The organism is Sphingopyxis sp. (genome assembly GCF_034380315.1).
Lineage (GTDB): Bacteria > Pseudomonadota > Alphaproteobacteria > Sphingomonadales > Sphingomonadaceae > Sphingopyxis.
In genome coordinates, this window is the sequence record NZ_JAXMPB010000001.1 from 239213 (window position 1) to 261018 (window position 21806).

Below are 21806 nucleotides of genomic sequence, written 5' to 3' on the forward strand. Positions count from 1 at the left end.
CGCGCGGTCCCTAATGCGCGAGGAGGAGGGCGAAGCGGCCGCTGGTCAGCAGATATTGCGTTGTGCCGCCGAACAAGGTTTCGCGCAGACGGCTGCGGCCGAACGCGCCCATGACGATCAGCCCGGCACCCAGGGCAACGGCTTGTTTTTCCAGCACCTCCTCGACCGTCTCGACACCACGCTCGACCGCCTTCAAATCGGCGTGGATATCGTGCCGCGACAGATAGCGCAGCGCATCAGTCGCGGGGAAAGTCCCATCTTCCTTGCCCACCGTCACCAGCGTCACCGCGCGTCCGCGCAGCAGCGGCAAGGCGGCGCGAAGCGCAGCAGCGGCCTGAGGGCTGCCGTTCCACGCGACCATCGCGGGCGCTTCGAAATCGAAACCACGCGCCGTTTGCGGCAAGGCCAGCACCGGTACCGGGGTCGCCAGCGCAAGATCGCCCGCAAGCAGGGGCGGCACATTCGCCCGGTCGGGATCGGGCAGGCTGACCACCGCAAGGTCAGCAAGCGTCGCCGACGCCGCAAGCGCCCCGACGATATCGCCATCCGCCATCACAACGTCCCACGCGACATCTTCGTTGGCGAGGCGGTCGGACAGACGGCTTTCGAGCGCCAGATCATCGGCCTGCGCCTTGGCCAGCGCCTCGGCCGCGAAATAGGTTCCGCCAAAGGGGTCAAAGCTGACAAATTGCTGCAACGGGGTCGCAATCATCAGCGTGACATGGCCTTCGAAACGACGGGCGACATCAAGCGCCGCCTGAAGCCGACCTTCGGACGCATTGCCATTGTCGGCATGGACCAGAATCGAACGCATGATCTCTCTCCTTCGGCATCGGGGGGTATGACGGGATAATGCGGGAGGAGGCTAATATGTTCATTGACCGGGATCAAAGCCTTCATCCATGCGCAGCTCCGCCGCCCGATCAAAGATGCGAGCCAGAACGGGCTCGGTATCGGCGACGCGGATCGCGACATGAAATTCAACCGGTGCCAACGCGGGCAGACCCGCCAGTTCGACCAGCGCCCCGATCGCCAGTTCGCTGCGCACCATCGGTTCCGGAAAAATGCCAATGCCGCCGCCCGCACGCGCGATGTCGATCATCATGCGCGCATTGTTGCACAGGTTGAGCGCGCGGGGGGCGATCCGCGCCGCGTCAATCGCGTCGCGCATCCGGCCATGAATAGGTGAGTGGCTGGCGAGCGACCAGATCGGCAGCGATGCCCCATCCCCCGCATCCGAAAAGGCCGCCGCCGTCGCCGGGCTTGCAAGCCAGACCAGCGCAACCGCACCGATCGGGCGGGTCTTGAGCGCGGGGTGCGCGATAGGGCCCGCCGCAAAGGCCAGATCGGTGCGCCCGGTCAGCAGTTGCTGGATCAGGTTCGCGGTAAGATCGATTTCAATCTCCAGCCCGACATTCGGCATGTCCGCCTTCAGCGCCGCGACGAAAGGCGGCAGGCAACTCGCCGCCGCGATCTCGCCCGCGCCGATTCGCACGACACCGCTCGATTCGGAAAAGCTGCCGCTGCCGAGCAGCGCCGACTGCAAACCGCGGAGCAGTGGATCGCAGTCGCGCACCAGCTTGCGCGCCGCCGGTGTCAGCGACATCGCCCGCCCCTCGCGCCGGAACAGCACCGTTCCCAGCCGCTGTTCCAGTTCGCGCATCCGGGCCGATACGGCGGGCTGGGTCGTGTTGAGCCGCTCGGCAGCGGCGGAGAAAGTGCCGAGCCGGTCGATCCAGAGCAGGGTTTCGAGATGATAGATAGAGACGCGATTGATCGACATCATTTATGGATAATCTAAAAATACTATAATTAGAATTGATGATTTAGATGCGCCAAAATCGCCGCCGATTATCAGGAGGAGGCCGTTTCATGGCGAACAAGCGATACCCCGATGCCGCCGCAGCGCTGGAAGGACTGTTGTTCGACGGCATGCACATTTGCGCTGGGGGCTTTGGCCTTTGTGGCATTCCCGAACGGCTGATCGACGCGATCCGCGATGCCGGCGTCAAGGACCTGACCATCGCCAGCAACAATGCCGGTATCGACGGCGAAGGCCTAGGCAAGCTGCTCCGCACACGGCAGGTCAAGAAGATGATCTCGTCATATGTTGGCGAGAACAAGGAATTTGAACGCCAGTATCTGGCAGGCGAACTCGAGGTTGAATTCTGTCCCCAGGGTACGCTCGCCGAACGCTGCCGCGCAGGCGGGGCAGGCATTCCCGGCTTTTACACCAAGACCGGCGTTGGCACGCAGGTCGCCGAGGGCAAGGAAGTCAAGAATTTCAACGGCCAGGATTATATTCTGGAGCGCGGCATTTTCGCCGACCTTGCGATCGTCAAGGGATGGAAGGCCGATGAAAGCGGCAATCTGATCTTTCGCAAGACCGCGCGCAATTTCAACCAGCCGATGGCAACGGCCGCGAAAATCTGTGTCGCGGAAGTCGAGGAAATCGTTCCGACCGGCAGCCTCGATCCCGACTGCATCCACCTGCCCGGCATCTATGTAAAGCGCATGATCGTCGGCGCACCCTATGACAAGAAAATCGAGTTCCGAACCGTCCGCGAAAGGGAGAGCGCATAATGAGCTGGTCTCGTGACGATATGGCGGCGCGCGCCGCAAAGGAATTGCAGGACGGCTATTACGTCAATCTGGGTATCGGCATTCCGACCCTGGTGGCGAACCATATTCCGGGCGGGATGGAGGTCACGCTGCAGTCCGAAAACGGCATGCTGGGCATTGGCCCCTTCCCCTTTGCGGGCGAGGAAGACCCCGACCTGATCAACGCTGGCAAGCAGACGATCAGCGAGTTGCCCCAGTCGGTCTATTTCAGTTCGGCCGACAGCTTCGCGATGATCCGCGGCGGCCATATCGACCTGACCGTCCTCGGCGCCATGGAAGTCGCCGAAAATGGTGATATCGCCAACTGGATGATCCCCGGCAAGATGATCAAGGGCATGGGCGGCGCCATGGATCTGGTCGCCGGGGTCAAGAAGATCATCGTCGTGATGGAGCATGTGTCGAAGAATGGCGACCCCAAGTTCATTCCGGCCTGCACCCTGCCGCTGACCGGCCAGAATGTCGTCGACATGATCATCACCGACCTCGCAGTTTTCAAACGCGACGACCATGCAAGCCCGTTCCGGCTGGTCGAAATCGCCCCCGGCGTGACGGCCGAGGAAGTCGCGGAAAAGACAACGGCCCACTATATTGTCTGACTTTGCGGCTAATCCCGGCTCGGCCTGGCTGATTGCGGCCGGCTGGCTGGCAGTTGTCGCTGCGCTGGCGCATGTCGGCTGCATCATCGGCGGACCCGAATGGTACCGTTTTTTCGGCGCTGGAGAGGGCATGGCGCGCGCGGCTGCGCGGGGCGACTGGCACCCAACGCTGGTCACGCTGGCGATTGCATCGATCCTGCTGGTCTGGGCCGCCTATGCCTTTTCGGGCGCGGGATGGCTGCCGCGCCTGCCGTTGCTGCGCACCGGGCTGGTGGTGATATCGGCGATATTCCTGGTCCGCGGCCTGTTGTTCGTGCCGGTCAATATGTGGTCACGCCAATATTCGGACGGCTTTGCCATTTGGTCGTCGCTGATCGTCCTCGTCTATGCCGCCGTCTATGGCATTGGCACGGCGCGGGCATGGCGCGCGCTCGCGCCCTGATCCCGCCTGGCGGCGGCCACGTCGGCGGCGAACCAAGGCGTGACCTCGCACCCCGGGGGTGACGGCAACCAAAGCCGGGGCTAAGACGTATCCCATATGCGGTCGCAACCCCATCATCCGTCCATGCTGCGTACGCTGGCAGTCCTGACGGCCATCGTCGCACTTGGACTGGCTGGCTGGTTCGGCTTTCGCGCCGTTGGCAGCAGCAATCCGCTTGTCAGCGTCGCCATCCCGATGAAGGCCCCGGAAAATCTGCCCGACACGCCCGAAGAATGGCGAGGACAGATCGATTATCGTGCGCTCGACAACCAGCTGTCGGCTATTTCCCAACGCCCCGAAATGGCCGGGCTGGCAGTCGCGGTGGTCGAGGATGGCGAGTTGCGTTTCGTTCGAACCTATGGCTTTGCCGACCGGTCGAGCGGCGCGCCGGTGACGCCGCGCACGCTGTTTCGCTGGGCATCGGTTTCGAAGACCGCGACGGGCGTGCTGGCCGCAGCGCTAGCCCACGACGGCAAGGTCGATCTGGATCGCCCCATTGCCGACTGGCGCACCTCGCTGCGCCTGCCGGGCGGGGCCGAGGCGCGGATCACGATTGACGACTTGCTGGCCCAGCGCACCGGCCTGACCAAGAACGCTTATGACGAAAAGCTGGAAGAAGGGCAGCAACCCGAATTGCTGCGTGCGAGCCTGGCCAACGCCCCGCTGCAATGCGACCCCGGAACCTGCCACACCTATCAGAACATCGCCTTTGACGCCGCAACAGAGATTTTGGGCGAAGCCGCGAACGAGCCGTTCCCAGACATTGTGGAAAACCGATTCTTCCGCCCGCTTGGCATGATCAGTGCAGGCTTCGGGATGGAGCGGCTGACCGGCGCGAAAGACTGGGCACGGCCGCATCGCGAACAGGAAGTACGCCCTGTGAAGGAAGCCTATTGGCGGGTTCCCGCCGCCGCCGGGGTCGAAAGCGACATCGTCGATTTCGCGCGCTGGATGCAAGCGATGATGGGCAACCGCCCCGACGTCCTTCCCACCCCGGTGCTGGAGCTGGCCCATCGCCCGCGGATCGGCACGGCCCGCATCTATGGCGGCGCTTTGCGCCAGGCCAACAGCGATGCCACCTATGCCCTGGGCTGGCGGGTTTTCACCTATGACGGCCACCGCCTGGCTGGTCATTCAGGCGCGGTTTCGGGATATCGCGCGACGATGATTTTCGAACCCGCCACGCGAACCGGCGTCGTCGCGATGTGGAACAGCGACTGGGGCTTTCCCTTTCGAATCCCCTTTGCGGTGATCGACAGCTATCATCGGCGTCCGGATGCCCGCTGGCTCGACATGAGCGAACTGCCCCCGCGACCGGGCGCGATGGCCGCCCCGGCAATCGCCGCCGCCGATCCGGCGGGATAACGCCGGGCGCCAGCCGCCCCTCGGGCACGCCTTTCTGTCTCTCCTTCGCAGCCATGGACATGCCCCCCTGCTTCGGGCAGCGTGCGGCCATGAATCACCCTGACATGACACGGCGCGCCATGCTCGGCAGCCTGGCCGCCCTGCCGATCCTTGGCGCCCAAGCACCCCTTGCTTTCGCTTCGGAAGCGCCCGGCAGCGACCAGGAAAAATCGCGCCTGATCCTGCTCGGCACCGCAGGCGGCCCGTCCCCCAAACCCAATCGCGCGGCCCCTGCACAAGCGGTCGTCGTCGGCGATGCCGTCTATGTCGTCGATTGCGGCAATGGTGTGGCGCGGCAGATGATATTGGCGGGATTGCGGCTCGACGCGATCCGGGGCGTCTTTGTCACCCATCATCATTCGGACCATAATGCCGATTACGGCAATTTGATGCTGCTTGCCTGGGCGAACAACCTGTCGTCGCCGGTCGACTGCTATGGCCCGCCGCCGCTCGCGCGGATGACCGAACAGTTCCTGGCGCTCAATGATTATGACATCCAGACCCGAATAAGCGACGAAGGGCGCGTGCCGCTGTCCGGATTGATGCGCCCGCAAGAGATCAGCGCAGGCGGCCTCGTCCACCAGGGCGCACGGGTGCGCGTGACCGCAGCGCTGGTCGACCATCCGCCCGTCACCCCGGCGCTCGCCTATCGTTTCGACTGCCCCGATCGCTCGATCGTCTTTTCGGGCGACACCCGCCCCTCCTCGGCACTGGTCGCGCTCGCCAAGGGCGCCGACATATTGGTTCACGAGGTCATGCACCTTCCCGCGCTCGATCCGCTGATCGCCAGCGAGCCCAATGCCCGCCGCCTGCGCGAGCATCTGATCGCAAGCCACACGACCACCGAACAGGTCGGCCGCATCGCCACCGAGGCTGGAGTCAAAACGCTGGTCCTTTCGCATTTCGTGCCGGGCGGCCACCCCTTTGTCCCAGACGAAATCTGGCTGGAAGCGGTGCGCCCCCATTTCGATGGCGAGATCATCGTTGGCCGCGACCTGATGGAGGTTTGACCGCGCCGGCCCTTGCAACGACCGGCGGCCTCGGCCATCGGCACCGGGAAGGAGACTCCCAATGTCCTACGTCCTGATCACCGCCAACCGCAATTATTCAAGCTGGTCGCTGCGTCCCTGGATCCTGATGAAAGCGCTGGGCATTGCATTCGAAGACCGGGTAGAGCCCTTCACCCAGCCGGTGAACTATGACGCCTTCCGCAGCTTTTCGCCGACCGGCCAGGTGCCCGCGCTGCTCCATGAAGGGCGCACGATCCATGATTCGCTGGGCATCACCCTCTATCTTGCCGATCGGCACGACGGCATTTGGCCGACCGACCCCGACGCGCGCGCCTGGGCACAATGCGCGACCGCCGAGATGCACAGTGGTTTTTCTGCGCTACGCGATGATTGCACGATGAATATCGGGGTGCGGGTAACCCCGAAGCCGGTGTCGGACGCGCTGGCCGCCAATGTCGCGCGGGTCCGCGAATTGTTCGAACAAGGGCTCGCCCGCTTTGGCGGGCCATGGCTCGCAGGTGCCGAATTTTCGGCGGTCGATGCCTTTTTCGCGCCGGTCGCCTATCGCATCCGAACCTATGGCCTTGATGTCGGCGGCGGGCAGGCGTGGGTCGACCACGTGCTGATGCACCCCGCGATGCTCGACTGGGAACGCCAGGCGCTCGCCGAAAGCTGGCGCGAAGTGGCCCATGAGGAGGAATTGCGCAGTTGCGGAATGATCACCGCAGATTATCGGGCAACCTGACCCCTATCCACCGCCCGTGGGGGGCCGCCTCCACGCGCCCCGGCACCAGTTCAATCGACCAGCGCGTCGCGCACCACGGCGACACCCGTTTCGCGCTGCGCCTTGAGCTCGGCCTTCAGCTTTGCCGGGTCGCGCGCCACGACAAAACCGAAGCTGACCCCGCCCTCCTTGCCGATGGTTGCATGGTGAAGCTTGTGCGCCTGAACCAGCCGCTTTGCATAGCCGCGCCGGGGCACCCAGCGGAAATAGCGCTGGTGGACGAGGCCATCGTGCACCAGCGTATAGATGATGCCATAGAAAAGAATGCCGAGCCCGATCCACGTCGCTGGCTCCCATGCCGCCGCACCGCGGATCATCGGGCTGCCCAGCGCGAACATAGAGATGCTCATCGCCGCGCCGACCAGCGCGAAACGGTCGTTCTTTTCAAGCACATGCCCATGCGGTTCGTGATGATCGCGGTGCCACGCCCAGCCAAAGCCGTGCATGATGTATTTGTGGCTCGCCCATGCAACGCCCTCCATCGCCGCCACCGTGGCGAGAATGAGCGCGAGGATAGCCAGAGTCGACATGCCGCCCCTATAGACCTGTGCCTTTGCCGATACCACATACTCCTTCCTTCACTGCCCTTGCATTCCTCCCCGAACGGGCGGCAGCGTGCCAGTGCCGCGACCGAATATTGCGTTTTTGATCGCCACCGGCTTGCATTGTTAGGCGGCTGTTCTAAGGCAGCCTGATGAACAGGCCCCGCACGCTTTACGAGAAAATCTGGGATGCGCATGTCGTCGAACAGCGCCCCGACGGCACCGCGCTGATCTTCATCGACCGCCACCTGGTCCATGAAGTCACCAGCCCGCAGGCCTTTGCCGGGCTTCGCGCCAGCGGACGCACGGTACGACGCCCCGATCTGACCCTCGCCGTCCCCGACCATAATCTGCCGACCACGGCGCGGCTCGATGCGGGCGGCGCCAAGCTGCCGATCACCGACCCCGAAAGCGCCGCGCAATTGGCGGCACTCGAAAAGAACGCCCCCGAATATGGCATCCGCTATATCGATGCGGTGGCACCCGAACAGGGGATCGTCCACGTCGTCGGACCCGAACAGGGATTCTCGCTGCCCGGCACCACCATCGTCTGCGGCGACAGCCACACCGCCTGCCATGGCGGCATCGGCGCGCTGGCGTTTGGGATCGGAACGAGCGAGGTCGAACATGTGCTGGCGACCCAGACGCTGTTGCTCCAGCCCGCCAAGACGATGGAAGTGCGCGTCGAGGGCGAGGTCGGCGCCGGTGTTTCGGCCAAGGACATCATCCTTCACATCACCGGTACGATCGGCGCGGCGGGCGGCACCGGCCATGTCATCGAATATACCGGCAGCGCGATCCGCGCCCTGTCGATCGAGGGGCGCCTGACGGTCAGCAACATGGCGATCGAGGGCGGCGCGCGCGCGGGGCTGATCGCCCCCGATGAAATAACCTTCGCCTATCTGAAGGGCCGACCCTATGCGCCCAAGGGGGCCGATTGGAACGCCGCGGTCGATTATTGGCGGAGCCTCGCGACCGACCCAGGCGCAACATACGACAAGCTTGTCGTCATCGACGCCGCCGACATCGCGCCGAGCGTGACCTGGGGCACCAGTCCCGAGGATGTCGTACCGATCACCGGTGTCGTTCCCGACCCGGCAAGTTTTACCGATCCGTCGAAGCAGGCTGCGGCGGCCAAGAGTCTGGCCTATATGGGGCTCGAGCCCGGCACGCCGATGCGCGAGGTTGCGATCGAGAATATCTTCATCGGCAGTTGCACCAACAGCCGCATCGAAGACATGCGCGCCGCCGCTGCCGTGATCAAGGGCCGCAAAAAGGCCGACAATGTGAAATGGGCCATCGTCGTCCCGGGCTCGGGATTGGTAAAGCGCCAAGCCGAGGCCGAAGGGCTCGACCGCATCTTCATCGACGCGGGTCTCGAATGGCGCGAACCCGGCTGCTCGGCGTGTCTCGCGATGAACCCCGACAAGGTGCCGGCGGGCGAGCGCTGCGCCTCGACCAGCAACCGCAATTTCGTCGGTCGCCAGGGACCGGGCAGCCGCACGCATCTGGTCAGCCCCGCGATGGCCGCCGCCGCCGCGGTCACGGGCAAGTTGACGGATGTGCGGGAGTTGATGGCATGACACCGATCGAGAAAGTCGAAGGCCGCGCCATTCCGCTGGGGCTGAAGAATGTCGACACCGACGTCATCATTCCGGCGCACTGGCTGAAAACGACGAGCCGCGAAGGAATGGGCAAGGGCGCGTTCGAAACGCTGCGCGCCGACCCCGACAATCTGTTCGACCGGCCCGAATATAGGGGCGCACCGATCCTGATCGCCGGCGATAATTTCGGTTGCGGATCGAGCCGCGAGCACGCTGCTTGGGCGCTCGGCGATCTTGGCATCCGCGTGGTGATCGCGCCGTCCTACTCGGACATTTTTTCGGGTAACGCGGTTAAGAACGGGATACTGCCCGTGGTGCTGCCGCAGGCGGCCATCGACCGGTTGATGGAGGTCGCGGCGACCGACCCCGTTCACGTCGATCTCGACACGCAAACGGTGACGACACCCTTTCAGGATCGCTTTACCTTCGACATCGATCCCTTTCGCAAAATGTGCCTGCTGAACGGCCTCGACGAAATTTCGCTGACCGAAAAGAGCGGCCCGGCGATCGATGCCTATGAACAGAAACTGGCGGAAAGCCGTCCCTGGTTAACGCCGACCCTGATCGAAAGCTGACGAAAACCACCAAGGAGAAGATGATGAAGGCTCTCTTGTCGACCGCGACCGGCGGTCCCGAAACGCTGACGCTGGGCGAATTGCCGCGCCCCACTGCGGGCAAGGGACAGATCGTGATCGACGTGAAAGCCTGTGCCGTCAACTTCCCCGATACGCTGATCATCGAGGACAAATATCAGTTCAAGCCGGAGCGCCCCTTTGCCCCCGGCGGCGAAGTCGCGGGGCTCGTCGCCGACGTCGGCGAAGGCGTGACGGAATTCAAGGTCGGCGACCGGGTGATCGCGGGATGCGGCAACGGCGGCATGGCCGAAGCGGTCGCGGTGGGCGCCCACAATGCCTATCACCTGCCCGAAGGCCATGATTATGCGGCGGGCGCCTCGCTGCTGATGACCTATGGCACCAGCATCCATGCGCTGGTCGACCGCGGCCATATCAAGGAAGGCGACACCCTGCTGGTTCTGGGCGCCTCGGGCGGCGTCGGTATCGCGGCCGTCGAACTCGGCAAGGCATTCGGCGCGCGCGTCGTGGCGGGCGTGTCGAGCGAAGAAAAGGCAAAGGTCGCGCGTGACGCGGGGGCCGATGCTGTCGTCATCTATGGCCACCAGCCCTTCGACAAGGATGCGTCGAAGGAACTGGCGAACAAGTTCAAGGAAGCCGTGGGCCCGGGCGGCGCCAACGTCATTTATGACGCGGTCGGGGGCGACTATGCCGAACCCGCGCTGCGGTCCATCGCCTGGGAAGGCCGCTATCTGGTCGTCGGCTTTCCCGCTGGCATTCCGCGCCTGCCGCTGAATCTGACCCTGTTGAAAAGCTGTGACGTCGCCGGAGTCTTCTGGGGTGCGTTCGTGATGCGCGAACCGGAGCGCAATCGGGCCAACATCGCCCGCCTGTTCCAGCTTTGGGAGCAGGGCAAGATCAAGCCGCGTGTCACCGGCACCTATAGCCTGGAAGACGGCGGCAAGGCGATCGCCAAGCTGGGAGATCGCAGTGCGGTTGGCAAGCTGGTCGTGACGCTCTGAAATATCGGCCGCCGCCCGAACTGACTGCAGCGCTGTCGGCTCTTGTCGCACCGACCGGGCGGGTCGAGGTGCGCGTAACCCCCGGCGCGAGCCGCGACGAGGTACGGATTGAGGGGGATAGCGTGCAGCTGCGCGTCACCGCCCCGCCCGCCGATGGCGCGGCCAATGAGGCCGTGCTGAAACTGATGGCGGCCGCGCTGGGCCGCCCCCGCCGCGATCTGACGCTGCTGCGCGGTGCCAGCGCGCGGATAAAGCTGATCGGGGTTGCCGGCGTCTGATCGCCTCGGGACGGGGACGGCCCCCTCTCCCGGAAAATGTCACCGCTCTTCTTCTGCCATTAACCCTTTGTCAGGGGCTCGCGCCCTATGGTCGATAAAGGACTATTGGGACCGCAGGATATTGTGATGGCGACTCGCCGTTCGAAAATGGAAGGACAGGCTGAAAGCCTGGCGAACATCTCGCGGACGCGGCGCGCCCAACTGGTCGCCGAATTCGAAGGCGAACTGGGTATCGATCACAAGGCGCGTGCCCGCCAAGCCTATGAAGAGAAACGTTGGCGGATCATAAAGACGATCATCGTCTGGACGATCGCGGTAATGTTCTTTGCCATCGCCTGTCAGAAATTATGGCTGATGGGGCAGAATGTCGACCGCCCCTTCTCGGACCTCAACCCGACGCACGACCTGTTCGGCGAGTAATCGTTCCGACGCCGATGGCGGCGGGGCAACTCCGGTCGCACCCGCCGTTAGCCATTAATAAACGCGCGCCTTGGGCTTGATATATTCGGCGTCGTCCGAGAGCGTATATTCGTGGACCGGACGGTAATCGAGGCGGACGCCGCCACCTTTGCCGCCCCAGCCGTCGAACCAGCTGATCGTGTGCTTCATCCAGTTCGCATCGTCGCGATTGGGGAAATCCTCGTGCGCATGGGCGCCGCGGCTTTCCTTGCGGTTGTGCGCCGAATGCATCGTCACCGTTGCCTGGGCGATCAGATTGTCGAGCTCGAGCGTTTCGACAAGGTCGGTGTTCCAGATCAGGCTGCGGTCGGTGACGCCGATGTCGTTCATCCGCTCATAGGTCTTGGCGAGCTTTTCCTTGCCTTCGGCCATCAGTTCGTCGGTGCGGAACACCGCCGCATGCTGCGACATGGCGCGCTGCATCTCGGTGCGAATTTCCGCGGTCGGCGAACCGCCTTTCGCATGACGGAAATGGTCGAGGCGGCCGAGTGCCAGATCGGCGCTGTCCTTGGGCAGCGCGGGCTGCGCGGCGCCGGGGGCGAGCAGTTCCCTTAAGCGATGGCCGGTCGCGCGGCCGAAGACCACGAGGTCGATCAGGCTGTTCGAGCCAAGACGGTTCGCACCGTGCACCGACACACAGGCGGCTTCGCCGACCGCAAACAGGCCGGGAACCACGGTGTCGGGGCCGTCCTTGCCCAGCGTCACCACTTCGCCATGATAGTTACAGGGAATGCCGCCCATGTTGTAATGGACGGTCGGCACCACCGGCAGCGGCTGGCGGGTCAGGTCGACGCCTGCGAAAATCTTTCCGCTCTCGGTAATCCCCGGCAACCGCTCGGCAAGCACCGCGGGATCGATATGGTCGAGGTGCAGATAGATATGGTCAGCGTGCGGCCCGACGCCGCGGCCTTCGCGGATTTCGAGCGCCATCGAGCGCGACACCACGTCGCGCGAGGCAAGATCCTTGGCCGACGGGGCATAGCGTTCCATGAACCGCTCGCCTTCGCTGTTGGTAAGATATCCGCCCTCGCCGCGCGCGCCTTCGGTGATCAGCACGCCCGCGCCATAGATGCCGGTCGGGTGGAACTGGACGAACTCCATGTCCTGGAGCGGCAGGCCGGCACGCAGCACCATGCCGCCGCCGTCGCCGGTGCAGGTATGCGCCGAAGTCGCGGTGAAATAGCAGCGGCCATAGCCGCCGGTCGCGAGCACCACCGCCTGGCTGCGGAAACGGTGGATGCTGCCATCCTCCATGCACAGCGCGATCACGCCGCGACACGCACCATCCTCCATGATCAGGTCGAGCGCGAAATATTCGACGAAAAAGTCCGCGTCATATTTCAGTGACTGCTGATAGAGCGCGTGGAGCATCGCGTGGCCGGTGCGGTCAGCCGCGGCGCAGGTGCGCTGCACCGGCGGACCTTCGCCCATATTCTGCATATGGCCGCCGAACGGGCGCTGATAGATGGTGCCGTCCTGATTGCGACTGAACGGCACGCCCGCATGTTCGAGCTCATAGACTGCGGCGGGCGCCTCGCGCACCATATATTCGATCGCGTCCTGATCGCCCAGCCAGTCCGACCCCTTGACGGTGTCGTACATGTGCCACTGCCAATGGTCGGGCGAATTATTGCCCAGGCTGGCGGCGATGCCTCCCTGCGCCGCGACGGTGTGGCTGCGCGTCGGAAACACCTTGGTGATACAGGCGGTCTTCAGCCCCGCCTCAGCGCTGCCCATGGTGGCGCGCAGGCCCGAACCACCGGCGCCGACGACAACGGTGTCGTACACATGGTCGATGATCTTATAGGCTTCGGTCATGTTACATGCCTCCCGGAGCGAGCCCGGCAGCGGGCGCCAATGCGATGCGGACGATGGCAAAAATGCCGTAGGCCGCACCGCCAATGGCAAAGAAGTTGAGCAGGACGAGCGCGAACAGGCGCGTCGCGTCGCTGTGGAGATAATCCTCGATCAGCACCTGCAGGCCGAGGCGCAGGTGTGAGAAGACGCTGATGATCAGCAGGATCAGCGCAAGCGCGACCAACGGGCTCGACGCCCAGCGCAGCACCGCCGCATGGTCGGTGAGCGGCAGACGCATCAGCGACACGAACAGGAAACCGACCAGCAGCACATTGCCGAGCGCGGTCAGCCGTTGTTGCAGCCAGTGATGCGATCCGTGATGCGAGGAACCGAGCCCGCGCACGCGGCCAAGACGCGTACCATTGCCCATCACAGCGTCCCCTTCAGGATATACAGCCAGGTCGCTGCGGTCGCGAACAGCGCGCCCAGGATCACGATGGTCGACCACAGCTTGTTGGTCTTGAGCTCATATCCCGCGCCGGTGTCGAGAACGAGGTGACGCAGGCCCGAAAACAGGTGCTGGAAAAAGGCCCAGGTCAGACCGATCAATACGATCTTGCCCAGGATATTGGTGATCTGATGTACCGGTCCGCCATCGGGATCGTGCCAGACGCACGCGACGAAAGCCGCATAGGCATCGGGCCCGGCGGCAAGCGCGCCCAGCCACCAAAGGAACATCAATGTTCCGACGATCGCAAGCCCGTCACCGCTGACGCGATGAAGGATGGAAACCGTCATGTGCGGTCCCCATTTATAGACCTGCAGATGCGGCGCGCGCGGTCGCGTACCTTGTTCGTTGCCAGCCATATCAGCCCCGTTTTCCTGACTCTATCCGGTCGATGCGCTGCCGGTTAAGCCTTCTGGGCGGGATATGCAATTGCTTAGGGCCGCAAGGCCGCAAGAATTCGGCGGATACCGGGTTTCCGGAACGAAAGACACCAGCGGGCGGAATAGCCGCACGTGAAGACGGCGGAACGATCGATGGCCGCATGATCGCCCTGGCGTGGCCCGATGGCACATCCCCTAATTGTTCGGGGATGTCATCGAAAAAAGGCGGCGCCCCCGCCCCCGACAGAGGGAGCGCGCCGCCCGGAAAGCTATTTTATCTTGTCGCGGTTCGCGTAGAGCAATGCCGCCAGCACCGCTGCGGAACCGATGCCGATGCCCGCCGCCTTTTTCCATCCCATGCGCTTGCCGCCCTTGTCGGCGCCAGCGGCTTCGGAGGCATCGGCAGCCTCCTTTTGCGCGCGCAGTTCACGGGTTGCGCGCAGCACCTCATTCTCTTCTTCTTCGTCCTGGGGAAGGGGCGGATTCTGGTCGGTCATCTTCTCTCATGTCCTGGTTGTCAGGCGAGCGCCTGATCCACAGACACATAATCGGTTCCGATCGCTTCGGCTACGGCCTCAAACGTCACCTTGCCATTCCAAACGTTTAATCCCTGCGAAAGATGCACGTCGCGGCGCAGCGCCTCCTTCCAGCCAAGGTCCGCAATACGCAGCGCATGCGGCAAGGTGACATTGTTGAGCGCATAGGTGCTGGTGCGGGCAACCGCACCGGGCATGTTCGCCACGGCGTAATGAACGATACCATCGACGATATAGGTGGGGTCGGCGTGGGTGGTCGCATGGCTGGTTTCGAAACAACCGCCCTGGTCGATCGCGACATCGACGAGCACCGCGCCAGCCTGCATCGTGCCGAGCATGTCGCGGGTGACGAGCTTTGGCGCCTCCGCCCCAGGAATCAACACCGCCCCGATCACGAGGTCGGCCTCTGCGACACATTCGGCCAGGTTGGCGCGGTTCGAAAAGCGCGTCTTCGCACGCGATTCAAAGAAGGTGCCGACCCGTTCGAGCACGTCGGGATCGCGATCGAGGATGGTGACGTCGGCGCCAAGCCCCGCCGCCATCTGCGCCGCGTTGAAACCCACGACGCCGCCGCCGATCACGCACACCTTGGCCGGGGCCACGCCCGGCACGCCGCCGAGCAGGACGCCGCGGCCGCCATGCGCCTTTTCCAGCGCGGTGGCGCCGGCCTGGATCGACATGCGCCCGGCGACCTGGCTCATCGGCTTGAGCAGCGGCAGGCCGCCATGCGGGCTGGTGACGGTTTCATAGGCGATGCACACCGCGCCCGATTTCATCAGGTCGCGCGTCTGCTCGGGATCGGGCGCGAGGTGAAGATAGGTATAAAGAACCTGGCCTTCGCGCAGCATCGCGCGCTCGTTCGCCTGCGGCTCCTTCACCTTCACCACCATGTCGGCGGCGGCAAAGATTTCCTCCGCACTGCCGACGATCTCGGCACCCGCTTCTTCATAATGGCGATCATGCGCGCCGATCCCTTCGCCCGCGCCGGTCTGGACCAGCACACGGTGGCCGTGCGCGGCAAGTTCGCGCGCGCTTTCCGGGGTCAGCCCGACGCGATATTCGTGATTCTTGATTTCCTTGGGGGTGCCGATGATCATGATCGCTCTCCGAAGATGGACGGCCCTCAAGTACCGCAATTTCGGCACCCGAAGCCTTTGGAAAAATATAGCGTCGAAATGGTGAGAGGTGCTTGCATACTATCGTGCAATATCCGAGGTTCACGCATGATTTTCGCGCCAATCCTGGAAATGACGCACGATGTTTGATCGAATCGATGCCAGGCTGCTTAACCTGCTGCAAAAGGACGGACCTAGACCGGCGGCCGAAATTGGCGAAAAGGTCGGCCTGTCCGCCTCCGCCTGCCACCGCCGCATCCGCTCGCTGGAGGCCGAGGGTGTCATCACCGGCTACGCCGCGCGGCTCGACCCCGATCGCATCGGCCTCGGTCTCGATGTTTTCGTCGACATCAGCCTGACCTCGCAGAGCGAGGAGGCGCTCACCGCCTTTGAAAGCGCGGTGAAGAGTTTCGACGAGATACTGGAATGCCAGCTTTTGTCCGGCGCCTCCGATTACCGGTTGCGCGTCGCGGCGCGCAACGTCGCCGACTTCGACCGGCTGCACCGCCACTGCCTGTCACGCCTGCCCGGCGTTGCGGCGATGCACAGCGCCTTCGCCCTGCGCACGATCAAGGCTTTCGAAGGCTATCCCATTCCGGCCGCAGAGCGGCGCTGATCGGCAGAAGCCCTCACCGGGTTAACGGTGAATTTACCATCCGTGGATCATATCCGTACAAGGAATGTCGCGGATGATGCCGGCCATGGCTGGCAGCGGTCCGCCTGACGAGGAACAAGGGTCATGGTGAAGCAAAATCCGATACACAGGCAACAGATCGATCCGGTGCCGATGGCGGAGCGCTTTCCTATCTATGACCTCGACGGCCAGCTCGCCGCCAATGCCTTGGAAATCCAAACAATCATCGCCGGCCATGAAGAGGAAATCGGCAAGGCCTATTGGGATGCGTTCAACGCCCTGCCGACCATCACCCGCCCGGTCGAAGGTGAATTGCTCGAAAGCTATATCCGCGGCAGCGCCCGCCATACCTTCGTCAAATATGCCGATGCCACCGGCCAGGAAGTTGCGACGATCGCCTGTCAGAATGCGCACATGGCGCGGCGGGTCAATCTGCAGCTGTCGGCAGTGAAATCCTGTATCGCCGAAAGCCACCGCCTGACGATCGAATATGTCATGGCCGCCTGTGCCAACGATCTGCCGCGCGCTGCCCGGCTGGTCAGCAGCATCCACCGGCTCGGCCTGCTCGAAGCCGATATCATGCAGCGCTATGCCGAAAAGCTCGACCGGGCCGCGATTTCGACCGAGCGCCAGGCGCTGGCGGGCGATTTCGATCGCTCGATCGCCACACTCGTCCAGGACAGCGAAAGCGTGCGCCAGCAACTCGCGAAACAGGCCGCATCGGCCGACCATGCCGCCAAGGGAATGATCGCCAAGACGAGCGAAGTCGCGGCGGCATCGGAACAGTCGGCGATGGCCATGCGCGAAGCCGCCTCGACCGCCGCCGGCCTGATCCGTGCGATCGAGGATGCCCGCAGCGAAGTCGAGGCATCGGCCGCCGTCGCGACGCGCGCATCCGAACAGGCCGGCGAAGCCGTCGCCATGTCCGACGCACTGTCGCACCATGCCGAATCGATCGAATCGATCCTTGGCCTGATCCGCGAAATCGCCGGCCAGACCAATTTGCTGGCACTCAATGCGACGATCGAGGCCGCACGGGCAGGCGAATCGGGACGCGGCTTTGCTGTCGTCGCCCAGGAAGTCAAAAGCCTGGCCAATGAAACGGCCCGCGCAACCGACGACATCGCGGGCAAGATAACCGCGATTCAACAGGCGACCCGTGGATCGGTGTCGGCCAACCAGTCGATCCAGGCCACGATCGTCGAGGTTCAGCAATCCGCCCAGCGCATCCGCGATGCGATGGACGCGCAGGCCCAGACCGTCACCTCCATCACCGCGGCGGTCGACGAAACGGCGCTGGCCGCCGACAGCATGTCATCGACCATCGCCAGCATCCGGAACGATTCGGGGATGGTCGCGGGCGAGATCAGCACATTGTCGAGCGAGTTCGCTCAGATGGGCGAACGGTTGCAGGCGCTGGAGACGGCAGCGAGCGAGTTCAGCCGCCGGGTCGCCTGACGCGCAGCCGACCTTGGCAACGGCCATGCCCCTGCCCTAAGGCGGGGCATGACCAAGCATATCCTGATCAGCGGCGCGAGCCGCGGCATCGGCGCCGCCATCGCCGACGCGCTGGCTCACCAGAACCACCGCATCATCGCGCTGTCGAGCGCCGATGGCGATCTTGCCGACCCCGACGTGCCGTCCCGCTTGTGGGCCGACAGCCTCGACCGGCTGGACGGACGCATCGACGTGCTGATCAACAATGCCGGGGTGTTCGAGGCGAACCCGATCGACGCGGCGGGCGACGTCTGGCTGGACAGTTGGAACCGCACGCTGCAGATCAACCTGACCGCCGCGGCATCGCTCTGCCGCCTCGCCGTGCTGCATTGGCAGCAAAGCCGACTGGGCGGGCGCATCGTCAATATCGCCAGCCGCGCCGCCTATCGCGGCGACAGTCCGGCGCATTGGCATTATGCCGCCGCAAAGGCCGGAATGGTGGCGATGACCAAGACGATCGCCCGGGCCTATGCCCGCGAAGACATATTGGCCTTTACCATCTGCCCCGGCTTTACAATGACCGGGATGGCCGACGATTATCTCGCCAGTCGTGGCGGCGACAAGCTGCTCGCCGACATCCCGCTCGGCCGCGTCGCCATGCCGCAGGAGGTCGGCGAAATGGCACGCTGGTGCGCGCTCGACGCGCCGCGGTCGATGACCGGCGCGGTGCTCGATATCAACGGCGCGAGCTATGTGCGCTAAACCATGAGCTGGATCGTTTCCCTTCCCTGCACCCGTGACGAGGCGGAAGCGCTGTCAGGCGAGATTCCCGCGCTCGACGCAATGCCCGAAGCCCCTGTCGTGGTGACGCGCGAAATCGACGAAGGCGCCGGCGAGTGGCAGATGGACGCCTATATGGATGCAAGACCGGGCGCCCCGCTGCTCGCACTGCTCCAAAGCCTGGTGCCGAGCGCCAGGGGCCAAAACCCAGTTGTCGAGGAATTGCCCGAGGAGGATTGGGTAACGCTCTCGCAGCAGGGGCTGAAACCGGTTCGCGCGGGGCGCTTCTTTGTCTACACGAGCAGCTATGCTGACGCGGTCCCGGCCGATTGCATCCCCTTTCTGATCGACGCGAGCCAGGCCTTTGGCACCGGTGGGCACGATACGACCGCCGGGTGCCTGTCGATGCTCGACCGGCTCGCGCACAGCGGCGCAGTGCCGCGCAACGTCGCCGACATTGGCACCGGAACCGGGCTGCTCGCCTTTGCTGCCATGGCATTGTGGCCCCGCGCGCAGGCAATCGCGTCCGACATCGATCCGGCGAGCATTTTCGTGACGCGCGACAACGCCGGTATCAACAGGGTGGCACTAGGACGCGGCGGCGGACAGCTCGCCCTGGCAGTAGCGCCGGGCACAGACCACCCGGCGATCCGGCATCGTGCGCCCTATGATCTGGTGATCGCCAACATTCTGGCCGGGCCGCTGATCACCCTGGCGCCCGATATCGGCGCGGCAACCGCACCCGGCGGCCATGCTATTCTGGCCGGGTTGATCGCACGCCAGATGGACGCGGTTCTGGCCGCCTATCGCGCGCAGGGTTTTCGCCTCGTCGCGCGCGGCGGCAGCGCCGAATGGCCGTGCCTGTTGCTGGTTAAGCGGCGGCGCTATGGCTGGCGGCGCAAGGAACGCGCCTTTCACCGCGCCAATCCAGCCGATGCCAGTTTCGGAAGCTGGTAATGCGAACCCGCCCCGCGAACGGGCGGGCCGCCATCAGCCGCTTTTCGCGAGGGCATATTCCTGCGTGCCGCGCGTGATCACCGTGTCGTCGGCCAGAATGTCAGCAATCGGGATCGGCGGCAGCGCGTCATTCGCGGCATAAAGCGGCGCGAAATCGGTGTTCACCGTGACATCGAGCAGCTGGTCGAGGCTGTCGATGACAAAATAATTCTGCTGAAAATCGTCGATCCGATAGTCGGTGCGCATCACCCGCGCGAGGTCGAAGCCGATACGGTTCGGGCTGTCCGAATCGAGCGCGAACACGCTTTCGGCAAAGGATGAGACGATCCCGGCGCCATAGATGCGCAGCCCGTCCGCTTCGCGGATCAGGCCGAATTCGACCGTGTACCAGTAAAGCCGCGCCAATTGCTTCAGCGCGTCAAACTGCTGTGACCGCAGCCCGCCCTTGCCATATGCGACCATGTAATCGGCGAACACGGGATCGGCGAGCATCGGAACATGGCCGAAAACGTCGTGAAACACGTCCGGTTCCTGCAAATAGTCGAGCTGCTCGGGCGTGCGGATGAAATTTCCCGCCGGAAAGCGCCGGTTGGCGAGGTGGTCGAAAAACACATCGTCAGGAACCAGCCCCGGCACAGCCACAACCTGCCACCCCGTCGCCGCCATCAGGCGCGCGTTGAGTTCGCGATAGTCGGGAATGCCCGGCTTTTCGAGGCGCAGCACGTCGATGCCGCGCAAAAATGCCTCGGCCGCGCGGCCCGGCAGCATCTCCGACTGGCGTGTGAACAGACGGTCCCACATCGCATGTTCATCAGCGGTGAAGGCATCCCAATTCTGGGGGATCGTCCAATCGGGCGCTGCGCCCGGCGGCGGTGTCTCGTGGACGTGGGTAAATTGGCTCTCCATAGCGAGACCCATAGCATAAATTGGTTTCAAGTGAAACTTTATCCACCGATCGCAATCAACTGGGTCGCCAGCCGGTCGACCTCCGCCCGGTCGTGGCTGACATAGAGGATCGGCAGCCGAAGTTCGTCGCGGATCCGTTCGATGACCCCCATGATCTCGTCGCGCCGCGCCGCATCGAGCGAGGACAAGGGTTCATCCATCAGCAGGATTTCGGGGCCGCACAGCAGCGCGCGTCCAATCGCCACCCGCTGTGCCTCTCCCCCCGACAGGCTATGCGGCCAGCGCCCGAGCAAATGGCCGATGCCAAGGAAGGCCGCTGCTTCATCCAGGCCCATCCAGCGCCTTGCCGGATCGACCAAATCATGGCCATAAAGCAGATTGGCGCGCACCCGCCGGTGCGGGAAAAGCCGCCCGTCCTGAAAGACATAGCCGACCCGTCGCGCCTCGGGCGGCAAGTCGTTACCGTCACCGAACAGCGTACGTTCGCCGATCCGGATATGGCCGCGATCGGGACGCAGCAGCCCCGCGACCATATTGAGGATGCTGCTTTTTCCGGCGCCCGACGGACCAAACAGCGCGGTCAGGCCGGGCCCAGCGGTAAAGCGCGCGGCGATGACGCGCTCGCCGAACCGCCGCTCGATGTCGATGTCAATCGCCACGCACGCGCCTTTCGACATGGGTGCGCCGAACCAGGCATTCGGAAACGATCAGCGCACCAAGCGACAGAGCCACCGACAACAAGGCGAGCCGCGTCACCATCGCCTCTCCCCCAGGAACCTGCAGCGCCGAATAGATAGCGAGCGGCAGCGTCTGGGTTTCCCCCGGGATGTTCGAAACAAAGGTGATGGTCGCACCGAACTCGCCGATCGAGCGCGCAAAGCCGAGGACCAGCGCGGCGAGCACGCCGGGCAGCGCGAGCGGCAGGCTGATCGTAGAAAAGGTGTGCCAGCGCCCGGCACCCAGCGTCCGCGCCGCGCCCTCCAGCCGGCGATCAATTCCCTCGATCGACAGGCGCATCGCGCGCACCATCAGTGGCAGCGCCATGATCGCGGCGGCCAGCGCGGCCCCCGTCCAACGGAACATCAGGCTGGCCCCGAACCAGCTTTCGAGCCAGCGCCCCGCCGGACCATGTGGGCCGAGCGCGATGAGCAGCAACCAGCCGGTAACGACCGGTGGAAGCACCAGCGGCAAGTGGACAAGCCCGTCGAGCAACACCCGTCCCGGAAAGCGATAGCGCGCGAGCACCCAGGCGATCGCGAAAGCGATGGGCAAGGTTGCAACCACCGCCACCCCGCCGACCTTCAGCGACAAGGCAACAATGCCCCATTCTTCGGCAGAGAGCATCAGACAATATCCCCGCCGTCATCGCGCGGGCCGCATCC

26 protein-coding genes are annotated in these 21806 nt (G+C 64.2%); 15 read left to right on the forward strand and 11 right to left on the reverse strand.

Translation table 11 applies throughout. The annotated features are described in order from the left end of the window. Window positions 1–10 precede the first annotated feature (10 nt). Both U0S50_RS01250 and U0S50_RS01255 read right to left on the reverse strand, forming a co-directional pair. Complete coding sequence (locus U0S50_RS01250) at window positions 11–814, reverse strand: universal stress protein (protein ID WP_322306932.1); 804 nt, start codon at window positions 812–814, stop codon at window positions 11–13. A 60-nt stretch (window positions 815–874) separates the two neighbouring features. Then, window positions 875–1783, reverse strand: coding sequence for a LysR family transcriptional regulator (locus U0S50_RS01255; protein WP_322307272.1), 909 nt, complete (start codon window positions 1781–1783; stop codon window positions 875–877). A gap of 89 nt (window positions 1784–1872) precedes the next feature. Here U0S50_RS01255 and U0S50_RS01260 point away from each other — a divergent pair, with 89 nt between their 5' ends. The 6 genes from U0S50_RS01260 to U0S50_RS01285 all read left to right on the forward strand — a co-directional run bounded on the left by U0S50_RS01260 (window position 1873) and on the right by U0S50_RS01285 (window position 6858). After that, window positions 1873–2583, forward strand: a complete 711-nt coding sequence (locus tag U0S50_RS01260; protein ID WP_322306933.1) for a CoA transferase subunit A — start codon at window positions 1873–1875, stop codon at window positions 2581–2583. Continuing rightward, window positions 2583–3218 carry a CoA transferase subunit B gene (locus U0S50_RS01265; protein ID WP_322306934.1) on the forward strand — a complete coding sequence of 212 codons (636 nt, stop codon included), beginning with the start codon at window positions 2583–2585 and terminating at the stop codon, window positions 3216–3218. The genes U0S50_RS01260 and U0S50_RS01265 overlap by 1 nt, the downstream gene beginning before the upstream one ends. Next, window positions 3211–3660: a hypothetical protein gene (locus tag U0S50_RS01270; protein ID WP_322306935.1), complete on the forward strand. Its 450-nt coding sequence runs from the start codon at window positions 3211–3213 to the stop codon at window positions 3658–3660. Before U0S50_RS01265 ends, U0S50_RS01270 begins: the two co-directional genes overlap by 8 nt. Window positions 3661–3756: 96 nt before the next feature. Next, entirely contained in the window at window positions 3757–5064 is a 1308-nt protein-coding gene (locus U0S50_RS01275) for a serine hydrolase domain-containing protein (RefSeq protein WP_322306936.1), read from the forward strand. Window positions 5065–5168: 104 nt separating this feature from the next. Next, on the forward strand, window positions 5169–6113 hold the full coding sequence (locus tag U0S50_RS01280; protein ID WP_322306937.1) for an MBL fold metallo-hydrolase: 945 nt from the start codon (window positions 5169–5171) through the stop codon (window positions 6111–6113). Between the two features lie 61 nt (window positions 6114–6174). Further along, complete coding sequence (locus tag U0S50_RS01285; protein ID WP_322306938.1) at window positions 6175–6858, forward strand: glutathione S-transferase family protein; 684 nt, start codon at window positions 6175–6177, stop codon at window positions 6856–6858. Window positions 6859–6908: 50 nt separating this feature from the next. Here the strand turns inward: U0S50_RS01285 and U0S50_RS01290 are convergent, their stop codons facing one another. Further along, complete coding sequence (locus U0S50_RS01290) at window positions 6909–7427, reverse strand: sterol desaturase family protein (protein ID WP_322306939.1); 519 nt, start codon at window positions 7425–7427, stop codon at window positions 6909–6911. Between the two features lie 164 nt (window positions 7428–7591). On the opposite strand from U0S50_RS01290, the gene leuC reads away from it, so the two are divergent. The 5 genes from leuC (at window position 7592) to U0S50_RS01315 (ending at window position 11335) form a co-directional block, all read left to right on the forward strand. Next, window positions 7592–9022, forward strand: a complete 1431-nt coding sequence (leuC, locus tag U0S50_RS01295; protein ID WP_322306940.1) for a 3-isopropylmalate dehydratase large subunit — start codon at window positions 7592–7594, stop codon at window positions 9020–9022. Continuing rightward, window positions 9019–9618 (forward strand): 3-isopropylmalate dehydratase small subunit, encoded by a 600-nt coding sequence (leuD, locus tag U0S50_RS01300; protein ID WP_322306941.1) that lies wholly within the window; start codon window positions 9019–9021, stop codon window positions 9616–9618. The genes leuC and leuD overlap by 4 nt, the downstream gene beginning before the upstream one ends. 23 nt (window positions 9619–9641) lie before the next feature. Next, a complete protein-coding gene (locus tag U0S50_RS01305; protein WP_322307273.1) occupies window positions 9642–10637 on the forward strand; it encodes an NADPH:quinone oxidoreductase family protein in 996 nt (331 codons plus the stop codon). 68 nt (window positions 10638–10705) lie between these two features. Beyond that, window positions 10706–10915: a DUF167 domain-containing protein gene (locus tag U0S50_RS01310; protein WP_322306942.1), complete on the forward strand. Its 210-nt coding sequence runs from the start codon at window positions 10706–10708 to the stop codon at window positions 10913–10915. A 126-nt stretch (window positions 10916–11041) separates the two neighbouring features. Then, window positions 11042–11335 carry a hypothetical protein gene (locus tag U0S50_RS01315; protein ID WP_322306943.1) on the forward strand — a complete coding sequence of 98 codons (294 nt, stop codon included), beginning with the start codon at window positions 11042–11044 and terminating at the stop codon, window positions 11333–11335. 54 nt (window positions 11336–11389) lie between these two features. On the opposite strand, the gene sdhA is transcribed toward U0S50_RS01315, so the two are convergent. The 5 genes from sdhA to ald form a co-directional block, all read right to left on the reverse strand. After that, window positions 11390–13192 (reverse strand): succinate dehydrogenase flavoprotein subunit, encoded by a 1803-nt coding sequence (gene sdhA / locus U0S50_RS01320; RefSeq protein WP_322306944.1) that lies wholly within the window; start codon window positions 13190–13192, stop codon window positions 11390–11392. Between the two features lies 1 nt (window position 13193). Beyond that, window positions 13194–13601: a succinate dehydrogenase, hydrophobic membrane anchor protein gene (gene sdhD, locus U0S50_RS01325; protein WP_322306945.1), complete on the reverse strand. Its 408-nt coding sequence runs from the start codon at window positions 13599–13601 to the stop codon at window positions 13194–13196. Continuing rightward, entirely contained in the window at window positions 13601–14038 is a 438-nt protein-coding gene (gene sdhC / locus U0S50_RS01330) for a succinate dehydrogenase, cytochrome b556 subunit (protein ID WP_322306946.1), read from the reverse strand. Before sdhC ends, sdhD begins: the two co-directional genes overlap by 1 nt. Before the next feature lie 290 nt (window positions 14039–14328). Further along, window positions 14329–14556, reverse strand: coding sequence for a hypothetical protein (locus tag U0S50_RS01335; protein WP_322306947.1), 228 nt, complete (start codon window positions 14554–14556; stop codon window positions 14329–14331). A gap of 20 nt (window positions 14557–14576) precedes the next feature. Beyond that, window positions 14577–15692: an alanine dehydrogenase gene (gene ald, locus U0S50_RS01340; protein ID WP_322306948.1), complete on the reverse strand. Its 1116-nt coding sequence runs from the start codon at window positions 15690–15692 to the stop codon at window positions 14577–14579. 160 nt (window positions 15693–15852) lie between these two features. Here ald and U0S50_RS01345 point away from each other — a divergent pair, with 160 nt between their 5' ends. From U0S50_RS01345 to U0S50_RS01360, 4 genes are all read left to right on the forward strand, one after another. Then, window positions 15853–16326 (forward strand): Lrp/AsnC family transcriptional regulator, encoded by a 474-nt coding sequence (locus U0S50_RS01345; protein WP_322306949.1) that lies wholly within the window; start codon window positions 15853–15855, stop codon window positions 16324–16326. 123 nt (window positions 16327–16449) lie between these two features. Then, window positions 16450–17802 (forward strand): methyl-accepting chemotaxis protein, encoded by a 1353-nt coding sequence (locus U0S50_RS01350; RefSeq protein WP_322306950.1) that lies wholly within the window; start codon window positions 16450–16452, stop codon window positions 17800–17802. A gap of 48 nt (window positions 17803–17850) precedes the next feature. After that, window positions 17851–18543 (forward strand): SDR family NAD(P)-dependent oxidoreductase, encoded by a 693-nt coding sequence (locus U0S50_RS01355; protein ID WP_322306951.1) that lies wholly within the window; start codon window positions 17851–17853, stop codon window positions 18541–18543. A gap of 3 nt (window positions 18544–18546) precedes the next feature. Then, a complete protein-coding gene (locus U0S50_RS01360; protein WP_322306952.1) occupies window positions 18547–19518 on the forward strand; it encodes a 50S ribosomal protein L11 methyltransferase in 972 nt (323 codons plus the stop codon). A gap of 33 nt (window positions 19519–19551) precedes the next feature. Here the strand turns inward: U0S50_RS01360 and phhA are convergent, their stop codons facing one another. Genes phhA through modB form a run of 3 tightly spaced genes read right to left on the reverse strand, consistent with a single transcriptional unit; the run spans window position 19552 to window position 21768 of the window. Then, entirely contained in the window at window positions 19552–20424 is an 873-nt protein-coding gene (phhA, locus tag U0S50_RS01365; RefSeq protein WP_322306953.1) for a phenylalanine 4-monooxygenase, read from the reverse strand. Window positions 20425–20462: 38 nt separating this feature from the next. Then, entirely contained in the window at window positions 20463–21083 is a 621-nt protein-coding gene (locus U0S50_RS01370) for an ATP-binding cassette domain-containing protein (protein ID WP_322306954.1), read from the reverse strand. Then, entirely contained in the window at window positions 21073–21768 is a 696-nt protein-coding gene (modB, locus tag U0S50_RS01375; protein ID WP_322306955.1) for a molybdate ABC transporter permease subunit, read from the reverse strand. Before modB ends, U0S50_RS01370 begins: the two co-directional genes overlap by 11 nt. Between the last annotated feature and the right edge of the window lie 38 nt (window positions 21769–21806).

Bases quoted from the DNA above. Each gene is read 5' to 3' on its own strand.
- U0S50_RS01255 (WP_322307272.1), bottom strand. From the start codon at position 1,783: ATGTCGATCAATCGCGTCTCTATCTATCATCTCGAAACCCTGCTCTGG.
- ald (WP_322306948.1), bottom strand. From the start codon at position 15,692: ATGATCATCGGCACCCCCAAGGAAATCAAGAATCACGAATATCGCGTC.
- sdhD (WP_322306945.1), bottom strand. From the start codon at position 13,601: ATGGGCAATGGTACGCGTCTTGGCCGCGTGCGCGGGCTCGGTTCCTCG.
- U0S50_RS01305 (WP_322307273.1), top strand. From the start codon at position 9,642: ATGAAGGCTCTCTTGTCGACCGCGACCGGCGGTCCCGAAACGCTGACG.
- U0S50_RS01260 (WP_322306933.1), top strand. From the start codon at position 1,873: ATGGCGAACAAGCGATACCCCGATGCCGCCGCAGCGCTGGAAGGACTG.
- U0S50_RS01350 (WP_322306950.1), top strand. From the start codon at position 16,450: ATGGTGAAGCAAAATCCGATACACAGGCAACAGATCGATCCGGTGCCG.
- U0S50_RS01275 (WP_322306936.1), top strand. From the start codon at position 3,757: ATGCGGTCGCAACCCCATCATCCGTCCATGCTGCGTACGCTGGCAGTC.
- U0S50_RS01315 (WP_322306943.1), top strand. From the start codon at position 11,042: ATGGCGACTCGCCGTTCGAAAATGGAAGGACAGGCTGAAAGCCTGGCG.
- U0S50_RS01335 (WP_322306947.1), bottom strand. From the start codon at position 14,556: ATGACCGACCAGAATCCGCCCCTTCCCCAGGACGAAGAAGAAGAGAAT.
- U0S50_RS01280 (WP_322306937.1), top strand. From the start codon at position 5,169: ATGACACGGCGCGCCATGCTCGGCAGCCTGGCCGCCCTGCCGATCCTT.
- leuD (WP_322306941.1), top strand. From the start codon at position 9,019: ATGACACCGATCGAGAAAGTCGAAGGCCGCGCCATTCCGCTGGGGCTG.
- U0S50_RS01285 (WP_322306938.1), top strand. From the start codon at position 6,175: ATGTCCTACGTCCTGATCACCGCCAACCGCAATTATTCAAGCTGGTCG.
- leuC (WP_322306940.1), top strand. From the start codon at position 7,592: ATGAACAGGCCCCGCACGCTTTACGAGAAAATCTGGGATGCGCATGTC.
- modB (WP_322306955.1), bottom strand. From the start codon at position 21,768: ATGCTCTCTGCCGAAGAATGGGGCATTGTTGCCTTGTCGCTGAAGGTC.
- sdhC (WP_322306946.1), bottom strand. From the start codon at position 14,038: ATGGCTGGCAACGAACAAGGTACGCGACCGCGCGCGCCGCATCTGCAG.
- phhA (WP_322306953.1), bottom strand. From the start codon at position 20,424: ATGGAGAGCCAATTTACCCACGTCCACGAGACACCGCCGCCGGGCGCA.
- U0S50_RS01290 (WP_322306939.1), bottom strand. From the start codon at position 7,427: ATGTCGACTCTGGCTATCCTCGCGCTCATTCTCGCCACGGTGGCGGCG.
- U0S50_RS01250 (WP_322306932.1), bottom strand. From the start codon at position 814: ATGCGTTCGATTCTGGTCCATGCCGACAATGGCAATGCGTCCGAAGGT.
- sdhA (WP_322306944.1), bottom strand. From the start codon at position 13,192: ATGACCGAAGCCTATAAGATCATCGACCATGTGTACGACACCGTTGTC.
- U0S50_RS01345 (WP_322306949.1), top strand. From the start codon at position 15,853: ATGTTTGATCGAATCGATGCCAGGCTGCTTAACCTGCTGCAAAAGGAC.
- U0S50_RS01265 (WP_322306934.1), top strand. From the start codon at position 2,583: ATGAGCTGGTCTCGTGACGATATGGCGGCGCGCGCCGCAAAGGAATTG.
- U0S50_RS01355 (WP_322306951.1), top strand. From the start codon at position 17,851: ATGACCAAGCATATCCTGATCAGCGGCGCGAGCCGCGGCATCGGCGCC.
- U0S50_RS01360 (WP_322306952.1), top strand. From the start codon at position 18,547: ATGAGCTGGATCGTTTCCCTTCCCTGCACCCGTGACGAGGCGGAAGCG.